Origin of the sequence: Paraniabella aurantiaca (genome assembly GCF_050309965.1) — a bacterium.
GTDB lineage: Bacteria > Bacteroidota > Bacteroidia > Chitinophagales > Chitinophagaceae > Niabella.
Window position 1 is genome coordinate 2,597,764 of sequence record NZ_JBLOSY010000001.1, and the last position, 12,429, is coordinate 2,610,192.

11 protein-coding genes, 1 tRNA gene and 1 riboswitch are annotated in these 12,429 nt (G+C 41.9%); of the genes, 7 read left to right on the plus strand and 5 right to left on the minus strand.

Translation table 11 applies throughout. The features are described 5' to 3' along the window. The first annotated feature begins 115 nt into the window (after positions 1 to 115). The 5 genes from ACLOAU_RS11320 (at position 116) to ACLOAU_RS11340 (ending at position 5,058) form a co-directional block, all read left to right on the plus strand. Complete coding sequence (locus ACLOAU_RS11320; RefSeq protein WP_427861982.1) at positions 116 to 1,423, plus strand: TSUP family transporter; 1,308 nt, start codon at positions 116 to 118, stop codon at positions 1,421 to 1,423. 68 nt (positions 1,424 to 1,491) lie between these two features. Continuing rightward, a riboswitch (SAM riboswitch) is annotated at positions 1,492 to 1,606 on the plus strand. Between the two features lie 156 nt (positions 1,607 to 1,762). Further along, the gene (locus ACLOAU_RS11325; RefSeq protein ID WP_427861983.1) at positions 1,763 to 2,959 is read left to right on the plus strand and encodes a trans-sulfuration enzyme family protein; all 1,197 of its coding nucleotides are present in this window, start codon (positions 1,763 to 1,765) and stop codon (positions 2,957 to 2,959) included. Positions 2,960 to 3,222: 263 nt separating this feature from the next. Next, positions 3,223 to 4,089 (plus strand): phytanoyl-CoA dioxygenase family protein, encoded by an 867-nt coding sequence (locus ACLOAU_RS11330; protein ID WP_427861984.1) that lies wholly within the window; start codon positions 3,223 to 3,225, stop codon positions 4,087 to 4,089. 60 nt (positions 4,090 to 4,149) lie between these two features. Then, positions 4,150 to 4,971 carry an SDR family NAD(P)-dependent oxidoreductase gene (locus tag ACLOAU_RS11335; protein ID WP_427861985.1) on the plus strand — a complete coding sequence of 274 codons (822 nt, stop codon included), beginning with the start codon at positions 4,150 to 4,152 and terminating at the stop codon, positions 4,969 to 4,971. Positions 4,972 to 4,986: 15 nt separating this feature from the next. Further along, positions 4,987 to 5,058: transfer RNA gene (locus ACLOAU_RS11340), tRNA-Cys, on the plus strand. 308 nt (positions 5,059 to 5,366) lie between these two features. On the opposite strand, the gene ACLOAU_RS11345 is transcribed toward ACLOAU_RS11340, so the two are convergent. The 5 genes from ACLOAU_RS11345 to ACLOAU_RS11365 all read right to left on the minus strand — a co-directional run bounded on the left by ACLOAU_RS11345 (position 5,367) and on the right by ACLOAU_RS11365 (position 9,856). After that, entirely contained in the window at positions 5,367 to 5,762 is a 396-nt protein-coding gene (locus ACLOAU_RS11345; protein WP_427861986.1) for a group III truncated hemoglobin, read from the minus strand. A 51-nt stretch (positions 5,763 to 5,813) separates the two neighbouring features. Further along, a complete protein-coding gene (locus tag ACLOAU_RS11350) occupies positions 5,814 to 6,245 on the minus strand; it encodes an RrF2 family transcriptional regulator (RefSeq protein ID WP_427861987.1) in 432 nt (143 codons plus the stop codon). A gap of 145 nt (positions 6,246 to 6,390) precedes the next feature. Then, the gene (locus ACLOAU_RS11355) at positions 6,391 to 7,485 is read right to left on the minus strand and encodes a glycoside hydrolase family 43 protein (RefSeq protein ID WP_427861988.1); all 1,095 of its coding nucleotides are present in this window, start codon (positions 7,483 to 7,485) and stop codon (positions 6,391 to 6,393) included. Between the two features lie 84 nt (positions 7,486 to 7,569). Then, positions 7,570 to 9,330, minus strand: a complete 1,761-nt coding sequence (locus ACLOAU_RS11360) for a sulfatase family protein (protein ID WP_427861989.1) — start codon at positions 9,328 to 9,330, stop codon at positions 7,570 to 7,572. Positions 9,331 to 9,682: 352 nt separating this feature from the next. Beyond that, positions 9,683 to 9,856 carry a hypothetical protein gene (locus tag ACLOAU_RS11365; protein WP_427861990.1) on the minus strand — a complete coding sequence of 58 codons (174 nt, stop codon included), beginning with the start codon at positions 9,854 to 9,856 and terminating at the stop codon, positions 9,683 to 9,685. Between the two features lie 756 nt (positions 9,857 to 10,612). Between ACLOAU_RS11365 and ACLOAU_RS11370 the strand changes: the two genes are divergently transcribed. Beyond that, positions 10,613 to 11,260 (plus strand): hypothetical protein, encoded by a 648-nt coding sequence (locus ACLOAU_RS11370; protein WP_427861991.1) that lies wholly within the window; start codon positions 10,613 to 10,615, stop codon positions 11,258 to 11,260. A 105-nt stretch (positions 11,261 to 11,365) separates the two neighbouring features. After that, positions 11,366 to 12,274 (plus strand): hypothetical protein, encoded by a 909-nt coding sequence (locus ACLOAU_RS11375; RefSeq protein WP_427861992.1) that lies wholly within the window; start codon positions 11,366 to 11,368, stop codon positions 12,272 to 12,274. Positions 12,275 to 12,429 lie beyond the last annotated feature (155 nt).

Below are 12,429 nucleotides of genomic sequence, written 5' to 3' on the forward strand. Positions count from 1 at the left end.
TTTTATACGAAAGATGAAAAAATTACATATATTTGTCCACTAAAATTATAGACTAATCTGTTTTTCACCTGTTTAAGGCGTAAAGCAGGGGTCGGGAAAATTGAATACCTGGTTTATGACTGATCTGGCAGCTGTTAATAAGAAGGCAAACGGGGCAAGCGCTTCTTTTCCTTTTCTTTTGCGCATGGAAGGGCTTAAAGTGCTCGTTATAGGCGGTGATAGCGTAGCCATACGTCACCTCAAAGAAATAGATAATAGTGCGCCTGGCGCCGAGGTTCGCATCATCGCTGAGCAATTAAGCGAAGACCTGAAGGAATGGGCTTCTGCACATGCAAAAGTTATAATCGAAGAGCGATTATATGACCCGTTTGATATTCAACATGCCGATGCTGTGATCATCGCCACCAGTGATTCAGCACTAATAGACCAGATCAATAGTGATGCGGCCGAATATGGTTTAGCCAACGTAAGGATCGGTCATGCCAACAGGCACGGAAGCGACCAGTCGAATGGCGTAACCATAAAGAAGGCGCAATCAGGCTTAAAGGGGATATCCAATAAAAGAATTGCAACCTATGCGCTTGCCGCCTTCGCCTTTATGTTAATAGGGCATATGATTTTTTCTTACTGGCCTTTTGAGGAGATAAGGGTTCATGCGGTTAATTTATATAGTTCATTAGACCAGGCTTTTTTAATTATGCTGGCTGCGGGGTTTGTAGCACAGCTGGTAGATGGAGCCCTGGGCATGGGTTATGGTGTGGCCAGTACCACTATATTATTATCTGCAGGAGTAAGTCCGGCAGCCATCAGCGGCAGTATACATACGGCTGAAATGTTTGCCAGTGGGGCATCTGGCTATAGCCATTATAAGTTTGGTAACGTTAATAAGAAATTGTTTAAAACATTGTTACTGCCCGGTGTGGTCGGTGCCATAGCCGGTGCTATTTTGTTGGTGTACCTGGGCGAAAAATTCAGTGATTGGGTAAGGCCTATCCTGGCTGTATATACACTTTTCCTGGGTGTTAAAATACTTTCTAACGCTTTTAAGAAAAAGGTAGTAAAGAAAAAGTTCAGGAGATATGGGGCACTGGCGGGAGCCGGTGGCTTCCTGGATTCTTTTGGTGGCGGAGGATGGGGACCGCTGGTTACAACCACCCTTATTACAAAAGGACGTACACCTAAGTATGTGATCGGATCGGTAAGTCTCACTGAATTTTTTGTAACCCTATCCAGTGCATTCACCTTTTTTATTTTGTTGGGTGTAAGTCATTGGCAAACAATTTTAGGTCTTATTATCGGAGGGTTGATTGCAGCGCCATTAGCTGCGAAACTGGCCGGCAGACTGCCTCGCAGAACGGCTTTCGTGCTGCTGGGTGTGCTCGTAATTATATGGAGTGCCAGGATCTTAATAAAACTTTTATAAAAAAATAATGCAGTAAAGTTTGGAATTTAAAATTCATACGCTTTACTTTTGCAATAGTTCTTTTCAATCTCTTATCAAGAAAGGCAGAGGGTAATGGCCCGATGAAGCCTTGACAACCTCTTCATAGCAATGCTGTGAAAAAGGTGCCAAATCCATCTCCGGTATACCGGAGGCAGATAAGTCAGCGTTCAGCTTATAAAATATTATTTAGTAAAATAGTAAAGCTCATCCTGATTTGCGGGGTGAGCTTTTTTGTTTTTACAATAAGCCGCTACCGAATGTTTTTCCTGATAAGGGTTGATGATTATACATTCATTCATCTTTAAAAACAAATCAGTTATGAGCAACAACGCAACACAAACCATTCACAGTATTCCCGTAGATCCGCTTACAGGTTCAATTGCGGTTCCCATTTATCAAACCTCCACCTTTGTACAGGAGGCGCCTGGTGTGAACCTCGGCTACGATTATTCAAGAACGAACAATCCGACAAGGGCTACTTTGGAAAAGATCATCGCAGGTCTTGAAGGCGGCCATACCGGCGCTGCTTTCTCCAGCGGGCTTGCTGCTATTGATGCTGTAGTAAAGCTGCTGAAAAGTGGTGATGAAATAGTAGCAGTAGATGATATTTATGGAGGCGCTTTCCGGCTTTTTACCCATGTGTATGAAAAGTTCGGCATTAAGGTAACGTATGTGGATAGTACAAATGCAGATAATGTGTTTGAAGCCATTACTCCTCAAACCAAGCTGATCTGGATTGAAACGCCTACCAATCCAACCCTGAAGATATCGGATATAGCCACCATTGCTAAGATAGCTAAAGCTAACAACTGCCTGCTGTGTGTCGACAATACCTTCGCCTCTCCGGCATTGCAACAACCTTTATTATTGGACGCTGATATTGTGGTGCATTCTGCAACCAAATACCTGGGAGGGCATTGCGATTTAATAGCTGGTGTGGTCGTTACAAAAACAGAAGAACTGGGCGCTAAAATTAAGTTTATACAAAATGCCAGCGGTGCAGTGTTAGGACCATTTGATTGTTGGCTGATCATAAGAGGAATTGAAACATTACATCTCAGGATAAAACAACATGGAATTAACGCGCTGGAAGTAGCAAGGTACCTGGAGCAGCATCCGGCTGTTGAAAAGGTTTTTTACCCGGGGCTGGAGCAGCACCATAATCATGCGATTGCAAAGCAGCAGGCGACAGGTTTTGGAGGCGTGGTTTCTTTCACTTTAAAAAATGATACAGAAGATGCGGCTACCAAGTTTGTTACTGCTACAAAATATTTCAGGTTGGCCGAAAGCCTCGGCGGAGTGAAAAGTCTTTTATGTCATCCTGCGGCGATGACGCATAAGAGCATCCCTGTAGAAAAACGCAGAGCGGCCGGAGTGAGCGATAGTCTGATCAGGCTGTCAGTTGGCTTAGAGGAAGCGGCTGATCTGATCAGCGACCTGGAGCAGGCTTTCACAACGTTGGTATTAGCGCAGGAGGATGCGCCCGTTAACAGGCAAGAGCTGTCGGAAATCTGATCATGATGAGCAGAAAAAAATATTTTATAAAATATTAGTCTACTTATTTGGTGGACTAATATTGGCTTCTTATATTTGCCTTATCAATCTAATAATAATTGTCACAGTCTACAACATATAGCTTTTATAACTGCAAGGAACGCATGTTTGCCTCCCCACTTTGCAGGTGTTGTTGTTGTTGCTAATTTATTCAAAGGGTAGAATTACCTGATTTTATTATTCTCTTCTTCTTCTTTTCATTAACACTTTAATGCTTTATTATTATGAGTAACGCTACACAGCAGTTTCACTACTACGATGGAATAAAATCCCTGCACACACAACACTTAAAAACACATGGTATTTTACATTTCAAACAATTTGTTTCCGCGCACAAGGTGAAGCAATTATTATTTGAAGTAAAATCGGTAGAAACATTTTTATTAAATAAAGGAGCAACCGCAGTTAACGGTATTCCCTTAAAATTTGGTTCGGATGTAAACGGCGCTCCGCTGATACAACGTATCGCATTTGCATCGCAGTATAGTGAGGTGCTAAAGGCATTTTTAAAAAGCGACCAGGTACAACAATTGGTTCACCTGTTAGCGCCGTTTGATGGCCGTATCGGTGAAACTGAAAAAGATGGTCTGGTAGTGAATCACTATCTGAATACGGAGCGCAGTGGCTTTACGAGATTGGGTTGGCACACCGATAGTCCGCGGGATTTGTTTTTAGGTTCACGCATTAAGCCTATGCTCAACGTGGGACTTCATTTAGATGATTGCCCTCAAACCAATGGTGGGCTTAGAGTATTGGCGGGTACGCATAATAAAGGCCTCCTGACCTTATTCTTCAAGAAAAAATATTTTATCGATCATAAACCAGATGATAAAGAAGTAGGGCTTGATATTGAAGCGGGAGATTTAACTGTTCATGACGGCCGTCTCTGGCACCGGGTGCAGCAGTCTCCTTTTATTGGAGAACGAAGCCGCAGACGGGTAATGTACATCCCGGTGGTAACCGGTGCTTACCAGCCTAAGCATGAGCTAAGCGGTACCCCTTTCTATCACAAACTGGCAAAACTGGCTTTGGCTAAACCTAAAAAGCAATCTGTACCTGAGTTTACGCCCGAATTAACACCAACCATATGATCCCCCTTTTATTATTTACTTTAATCAAAAGCTATATAAAGCGAAAAAATCTGAATTAATATGTCGTATGCTTTAATAACCGGCGCTGCAAAAGGTATTGGCAATGCTATTGCAGTTGAACTGGCTAAACAGAAGAGAGGATTAATACTGATCGATATAGATGAACGGCAGTTGCTGGATGCTGCACAGTATATCAGGGATACTTACTATGTAGACGTGGTAACGATTGTACAGGATTTGAGCAGACCGGAAGCCGCAGCAACTATTTTTGAGCGCACCCGCTGGTATCATAATTATTTGAACGTTATTGTGAATAACGCGGGTTACGGATTAAATGCTCCTTTTACCGAATTGAAAATAGATGATCAGCTCAACATTATTGATGTTAATATAAAAGCGCAATTGAGAATAGCACATGCGTTTGTACCGGTGTTGAAAAGATTTTCGCAATCGTATCTACTGAATGTAGGTAGCACCACTTGTTACCAGTCTGTACCTTACTTGTCGGTATATGCAGCATCAAAAGCTTTTGTAGTTTCATTTACAAGAAGCCTCAGGTTCGAGTTAAAAGACACACCGGTTTCGGTAAGCTGCCTTATTCCGGGAGCCACGGATACAGCATTTGTAACACGAGCGGGTATGGCGGCGCATACTTTAAAAACAGCAGACAGGTTTAATATGACACCACAGGCAGTAGCTGCTATTGCTGTGAAGGGTTTGTTTAAGCGTAAGGCGGAGATCGTTCCGGGATTTTCCAATAAGGTCAATGCCTATATAACCAGGTTTGTACCTAAAATATGGACAGAGAAAGTTGCGGCGAATATATACAAGCCGAGGGAGGCCAAGGCATCTGTACAGCAGGAAGTTGCTACGCAATACTAACCCTTCGTTTTATAAAGCCGCGTGGCCGAGTGGTGTAGGCAAAGGTCTGCAAAACCTGTTACGGAGGTTCGAATCCTTCCGCGGCGTCAATTGAATATCGTTTTTATACCTTCACCATTCTAAATGCCGGAGTTTGATAAACAGCTCCGGTATTTTTGTTGCTATGTCACATACAAAGTGAATGATCCCGAAAGCCCCTTCTGAGTGAAGCAGTCAATCTCAGCAACGTAAGGGTTACATATGCTGCATTTTATACAGAATCATTGCAAGGGTAGCAGTGGTAACCAGCAGTAGTGCAGCAGCTAAAAGCATCTCATGGATAACGAGGATGTTGGTATTGGCGGAAGCCTGCATACCCAGATATTATGTTGATGTATTTTAAGGTAAGATGGGCATTATATCAGGGGCCCGGCATTGTTGTCGCGGTAATAAGATATTTTATATAAGAACATTGCGGCCATTTTATCGCCACGCCATTTCGCTTCATCTGCTTTCTTGCCTTGAAAGTACTGGTCAACAGTACCATACCATAGCTGTAGCCAGGTGTCAAAGTGCAACTGGTCTACGGGTAGTTGTGCATGAGGGGGAAAAGGGCTGCCAAAGTAAGTGTGATCATCCAATAATACGGTTTGCCAGAACCGATACATCTTTTCCAGGTGCTCAGGCCAGCGTTCGCCAATGCGTTCATTAAAGATGGGCCCAAGGAGCTCGTTGTTTCTCACCGAAGTATAAAAGCTATTCACTAATAGCCGTATATCTTCCAGGCTTTGTATGTCTGCTTGATCAGTCATAAAGAATCAATTTAATAAAATACTTTTTTATCTTTTATTGGTTCAGAAAAACTATCTTTTTAAAAAAGTAAGTTGCTGCTCCAGCTCGCGGGTTAATGTACCAATGCGTGCTTTTTCCAGCATACGTTGTATGCTTCCTCTTACCTTTTTGAACTCGTGGTGAATAGGGCAGGGGTGCGATTCGGAACATTGTTTTAGTCCCAGGCCACAGCCACTGAATATTTTTTCTCCGTCGATCGTTTTTACGATATCTGCCAGTGATGACTGAGCCGATTCTCGGTCATGATAAAATCCTCCGTTAGGACCTTTTGCCGATAGTACCAGGTTCTTCCGGCTAAGCTCCTGCAGGATCTTGGCGATAAAATGTTCAGGAGCTTCTATTCCTTTGGCTATGTCTTTAATACCCACACGCTCACCCTCCCTTGATTTTTGAGCGATAAAGATCATAGCACGTATTGCATATTCGCAGGTTTTAGAAAACATGGAAAGAAGATTTGTATTGCAAAGTTAGGAGGAAGGCGATAATAAAGGATAAAAAACTCTTTTATTATTATTTAAATGGAACTTACTGTATAGTCAAAGCCCGGTACAGTAAGTGCCCGGGCTTCTGTTATTAAAAGTAGTTAAACTAAAGCTTTGGTTGCGTTTGTGTAGTTGGACCGTCCACGGTTAGTATACCTTTGGAAACTTTCATCTTGTCGATGAATACGACACGCTCATCGCCGGTTTTGCTGGTACGGCCGTGATATACGCATAACATGGTCTTGCCGTCCGGTGACCAGGTTATGCTATTGTGCCCCGTGCCGGTAACTATACCACCTTTGGCTGTGTTTTTTTGTAACACAGGATTGTTAGCCGCTTTTTTAAAAGGACCCAGCGGGCTTTTAGAAGTGGCATAACCTACTGCATAGTTTTTCCCGCCAAAATAATTGGCTGAATACATCATGTAATAAGTGTCTCCTTCTTTAAATATAAAAGAACCTTCTGTCCAGCGACGATTTACTTCTTTAGAGGTTACGGAAAGACTTTCCCATCCGGCCTGCGGATCATTCATTTTAACAGGCGGGCGCAATAACAGAACCGGTTCGCCAATCACCCCGCTAAAATCGCTTTTCATTTCAATTCCGTAAACCCAGCTTTCTTCAATCTCATTATACCATCCCTTCTTGCGCGCCCATTTGGCTACATCGCTTTCCACCGGGTGTTTATAGCAGCACCTTGAATAATAAAGATAGGTTTTGCCATTTGCTGCAAATAACACGTTCGCATCAATAATAGGATAGCCAGGATCAAATATAGGCTTGTCCTGCATGTCAATAAACGGACCTGTCGGCTGATCGGCCACAGCCACGCCAATTTTAAAGTTCTCTTCTTCTTTGGTAGGATTTACTTTCCAGTGTGCACTGTAAAACATATAGTACTTCCCATTTCGCTCATATACTTCCGGAGCCCAGTAAGAGTGCTCTCCCCATCCGTTTTTATTATCGCCAAAATAAACCTGGCCTTCGCGCTTCCATTCTACCAGGTCGTCGGATGAATAAGCTGCAAAGCCGTTTTTTGCCCCGGCCCCGGTGCCATACATAAAGTATTTACCACCTGCAGTTCGTAGTATATAGGGATCTCCGAATTGTACGTCCAACGGGTTACTATAGGTTTTACCCGTTTGGGCGAATAGCGCTGTTATGAAAAGAAAGGTTATTGCAAGCAGTGAAAATCGCTTCATGATCATGTGAGTTTTTAATGATGATAATTCCTTTTTTCGGATGTTTAAAGAATGGTTTAAAAATAAGTAGTTATACAAATATAATTAAGGGGCTCCGGCTAAATCATTCATGCTGAACAGGAGATCACTGATCCGTCCCTGGTAGCTTTGCAGCCTGCCGCTTAATTCCTGGCCCTGCAAAATGCCGCAGGTTACAAAACCGTTACCTATCTTGGTAAGATCTTTACCAAGTGATGCGGTAAGAACCAGCCGGTTATTAAATTGTATCGATAGTTTGCCGTCTTCAGATAACTGCAGCCATAAATGTCCTGCTGTGTCCTTAAGAGGAGCACTTTCTTTGATACTGCCATCAGTCAGCTGTATTCCTATTTGGCTGCCATAGGCAAAGAGCCTGAAATTATTGAAGTAGCTACAAACAATGCCGCCTTTGTTAATGTTCTCCAGGTAACCTGTAATATGCAACAGAGCGGGGTTCCAGCGTTTACGGTTGAAGGAGAGATCCATAGCGCTTCCTTTTTGAGCAATGGTGTAGCTTTTGTCAAAGAACCGGGGCAAAGTGCCTTCCCTTATCATCGCTTCTGTTTCACCCTGTTTTTTCAATTCTTTGTCAAGCATGGCCGACAACTCCTTTAGCTTATGATCAAACGAATCCTGGGTAGCCAGGTTATTGAATGACAGCCGGTCATTGTTCAAATTGAATAGCTCCTCCGGCGGACGATAGCTATAGCGATCCAAAAGAAATTTTACTTTAGTATCTGTTGTTGCTTTATTCACCCACGAATCGAAATAGAATTCATTTCGTTCTACCTGGTCTATATGTGTGATAAAACGCAGGCCGGGATGGTAGTTGCGGATATACTGATAACCATCAGCTGTTATAATTGATCTGGCGGGCGTGTAGTTATACCAGAAATGAGGTTCCATAGATGTTTCGGCAAAAATATAGGGGTTATGCTTTGTTGTTTTACTTGTAAGCACCTGCTTAAAAGATCTGCCATCCAGTTCTTTGATCTCCGGGCCACCGGCGATATCAATTAATGTGGGGGTAAGATCAACCAATGAAATCAGCGCGTTTGAGGTGCTACCCCTTTTGGCATGGCCGGGCCATCTTATTAATAAAGGAACCCTGATGCCCTGGTCATAAACCGTCCATTTAGCCCCGGGAAACTGGGCGCCCTGGTCGGCAAGAAACATAAACATGGTATTTGGGGTTTGGCCTGATCGGTCTAGTGCCTGCATTACTTCTCCCAGCATTTTATCCGCTTCACCAATACTTTGATAATAGGCTGCCAGGGCGTGCCGGGTTTCCTTTGTGTCTGCCAGGTATTCCGGTAATTTCAAAGCAGATGGATTAAAGGCCCGGTTGGGAAACCAGGGTACATGCGGTACCCAGGGCGCAACGATCAAGCAGATGGGCTGTTCCGATGGTTGATTGAAATGTGCTTCTATAAATTTTACAGTTTCTTTTTTCCGGTCTAACCTGTTTTCAATCGGGCTATATTGTCCGAATTCTTTACCGATATGTTCAAAGGGAAAGTTATCCGGCGGCGCCATATGGATCTTACCGGATATAACGACCCTGTATCCCTGTTGTTGTAAATAATGTGGCAGACTTTTAATGCCTGCACGAACGGTAAAGTGATTCATTTGCGCGCCGTTCCTGAAAGGGTAGAGGCCTGTAAACATAGCGCTACGCGATGGCGTGCACATGGACGAGGCCGCATAAGCATTGGTAAATCGAATTCCTTCTTTAGCCAGCTGATCCATATAAGGAGTTTTTACCTCGCGGTTGCCGTAAACTCCGATATCCTGCTGGTTCAGGTCATCGGCAAGGAAGATGATCATATTGGGCTTTTGTTGGGCGTACAGTGCCGGGGCAGTGAGGGTACAAACAAATATTACAAGTACTGCAACAAACAAATGAATTTTATGGCTGGCTATCGTCATGTTCGTTAAAACTAATCTGAAGAACTATAAAACGGTTAAATGGCGGCCTATTACTTCTTCTGGTTACCGGTTATTTTTTAATACTAAACGCTTCACTGCTTCCTGATCAGGAAATGCCCGAATCCGGTCCGGTCAAAGCAATACAATAAACCGCATATTATCTGGTCATTCTTTTATCTTTTTGTATCAGGACCGGCAATAAAAAAGCCCCACATATACGTGGAGCTTGTATGATAGAAGTATTTGATTTTTACGATTGGGCTTCAGCTATTGCCTCAACACAACTTTTGTTAATCACGCGGGTGGCAAAACCATCCGACCCTAAACTCACATATAAAGAGCTTACTTTTAAAACTTCGTACACATTTTCAGAGCGTAATGGACCTGCGATTCTCACTCTGTCACCTACTTTCAATTTTTCCATATCATTAATTTTTATCAATACCGTAATATACCATTTTTATGCCAATTATTTGCAAAAGATTTCTTAAGATTCGACCAAGGGCTGCTATTCCATCATTTTTATTACAGTGAGATGACAATCTTTAGCCATATACCTGTTTTAGATTTCATATTTAGATTAAATGCTAAAAGTACTGTTGTGCCTGTTGCTGTTCAAGCCCTGTATGGTTTAAAAATTCACCATTAGGTGATATATGTTGGTTGAGTTTCTTTGCTTCTCCTGAGACAGGTAATTAATTTATTGCTATCCGTTTGTTTAAGAAGTGATTTTTAGGTTGAAAGCATTTGCCTGGGACTCATCAATAATGTTATTCCTCATAAAAGACGGATCTTCTTCTTGCAAGTATTATCGATTTCTCTTCCACAAATAATAATGAAATACTTTTAGTCACTTATGACACAGGCCCCTTATTGAGAGCAAATTCAGTCGGGATCAAAGCATTCAAGATGGATAGCCAATATATTCTACCGATAGAACAATCAGAACATGAAAAACAATTCAAAAACTCAAACAAGAAATAAACGCGCTAAAGAATGCCCTGCCTAAAGTTCAGCTAACTTTTAAAAACAGCACGAATCTTTTTGAATTGAAATTAAACCCACTTCAGGAAGAAAAGGAAGAATATATAACACGGTGTCATAATAAAGAAACAGCTCTTCTTGAGAAGCTGGAATACCCAATTGATCATTCGGAAAAAAGCCCGAAACACAACAAGAAGTGCGCAAAGCTGCCCTCAAAGCAACACTGATAGAAATCGTTGATTTTAATGAAATTTTTAATCAGCTAACAAAAGATCAAGTCGAAGAATACAATAAGGAACTAGGGCAATACAAACTTGACTACCGGACATACCTGGAACAACGGTATGCGTGGGAACGTTTTGTTTCATTGTCATTTGCAATTGAGTTGATGATAAGCAATATCGGCACTGCACCAGCTAGCGATATAGATATATGGATGCACTTTCCAAACGGGTTCAAACTTATCAATGAAAATGATTTTCCAGAGAAACCCAATCCTCCAAAGACACCATATAAACCGAAAAGCAAGTTTGATTTTGACAATTCAGCATTATCCTCTTTTAGCCAGCGCTCATTCCTGTCGTTAGGACGTCCCCAGTCTGCACCATATATTAACCCCAACAAGCCGGATATTAGAGAGACGAATAGTTGTGAAGTTAAAATACCGTTGAAATCTCTAAAGCATTATCACAGCTTCACTATCGACCCCCTGATTGTTGTTTTTGAAGCGCTAGAAAGCATCTCAAACTTTCAGATTGACTATCGCATCATCGTTGGCAATCTGCCGCATCCCCTTGACGGCAAGTTAAATGTAAAAGTTTCACAGCATTTAAAAAAGGAATAAACGTGAATGATTGAAAAGAACCAAAGTAAGTATATAGAAAAGAAAATTCTTGCTGTTTTTAAGTCGTACTTTTGATAATTACATATTTAAACCTGGGAGAATACAATGATAGACGATTCAAACGAATTTCAGAGTCTGCTTAGCACTGTCACAGAAATAGCTAAGGCCGATGGCGCTGAAGATATGATCGACCTTCTAACAAACTCCCAAATAACAATTCAACAAACAGACTATGATAACTGGAATGGGGGTTTGTATGGCTACACAATCTACATTTGCGTCGACGTCAAGACCTTTATAAATCATAGAGATAATATCGAACATATTGAAAAGGACATCGACAGCCGGTTCTCATTAGCGATACGGCATTTGGATAATGAGCAAATATCAAGAGTATCTATTATTCCGAAATCTTATGATTTGAATGCACCAATGCCTAACCCGCATCGTCCATTCTCCGCAAGTGAAAATAAAAGAAGAAACGATTTAACTGCATATCTTGACAAAGCTTCCGAAGATGAATTGATTGAAGAAATTCTACTTCCTCTCTTTCGACAATTAGGTTTTCATCGCATCAGCTTTGGAGGGCATAAAGACAAAGCTCTTGAGTACGGTAAAGACATCTGGATGAGATATACTCTACCGACACAACATGTCCTATATTTCGGTATTCAGGTCAAAAAAGGAAAGCTGGATTCATCAGGTATAACCAAGTTCAGTAACGCCAATGTTGCCGAAGTTTACCAACAGGCATTAATGATGCTTGGTCATGAAATTTTTGATGCAGAGCTAAACAGAAATGTTTTAGTCGATCATGCATTCATAGTAGCAGGCGGAGAAATCACCAAAGCAGCCAAAAACTGGATTGGAGGAAAATTGGATGTAATTAAAAGAAGCCAGGTAATGTTCATGGATAGAAATGATATTCTGAATTTGTACGTGGTAACAAATCTGCCGTTACCGGACAAAGCCCGACCTGCGCAGTCGGAGCCTCACGATGATCTGCCGTTTTAATCTGGATTTCTTATACATTAAAATAGGGACAGGCCGTTCTAATTAACTCACTTGTTAACCCTATATTGAGCTTTCATCTCGACCTAAATTGCGGAGTTATCTTTGTACAGGTTGTACAGGATACAAAACTCATTTCATTAGTTTCTTCATCAAGG

Excerpts from the sequence above, each read along its gene's own strand:
- ACLOAU_RS11320 (WP_427861982.1), top strand. The coding sequence starts at position 116 with ATGACTGATCTGGCAGCTGTTAATAAGAAGGCAAACGGGGCAAGCGCT.
- ACLOAU_RS11360 (WP_427861989.1), bottom strand. The coding sequence starts at position 9,330 with ATGATCATCTTCCTTGCCGATGACCTGAACCAGCAGGATATCGGAGTT.
- ACLOAU_RS11355 (WP_427861988.1), bottom strand. The coding sequence starts at position 7,485 with ATGAAGCGATTTTCACTGCTTGCAATAACCTTTCTTTTCATAACAGCG.
- ACLOAU_RS11375 (WP_427861992.1), top strand. The coding sequence starts at position 11,366 with ATGATAGACGATTCAAACGAATTTCAGAGTCTGCTTAGCACTGTCACA.
- ACLOAU_RS11350 (WP_427861987.1), bottom strand. The coding sequence starts at position 6,245 with ATGTTTTCTAAAACCTGCGAATATGCAATACGTGCTATGATCTTTATC.
- ACLOAU_RS11365 (WP_427861990.1), bottom strand. The coding sequence starts at position 9,856 with ATGGAAAAATTGAAAGTAGGTGACAGAGTGAGAATCGCAGGTCCATTA.
- ACLOAU_RS11325 (WP_427861983.1), top strand. The coding sequence starts at position 1,763 with ATGAGCAACAACGCAACACAAACCATTCACAGTATTCCCGTAGATCCG.
- ACLOAU_RS11335 (WP_427861985.1), top strand. The coding sequence starts at position 4,150 with ATGTCGTATGCTTTAATAACCGGCGCTGCAAAAGGTATTGGCAATGCT.
- ACLOAU_RS11345 (WP_427861986.1), bottom strand. The coding sequence starts at position 5,762 with ATGACTGATCAAGCAGACATACAAAGCCTGGAAGATATACGGCTATTA.
- ACLOAU_RS11330 (WP_427861984.1), top strand. The coding sequence starts at position 3,223 with ATGAGTAACGCTACACAGCAGTTTCACTACTACGATGGAATAAAATCC.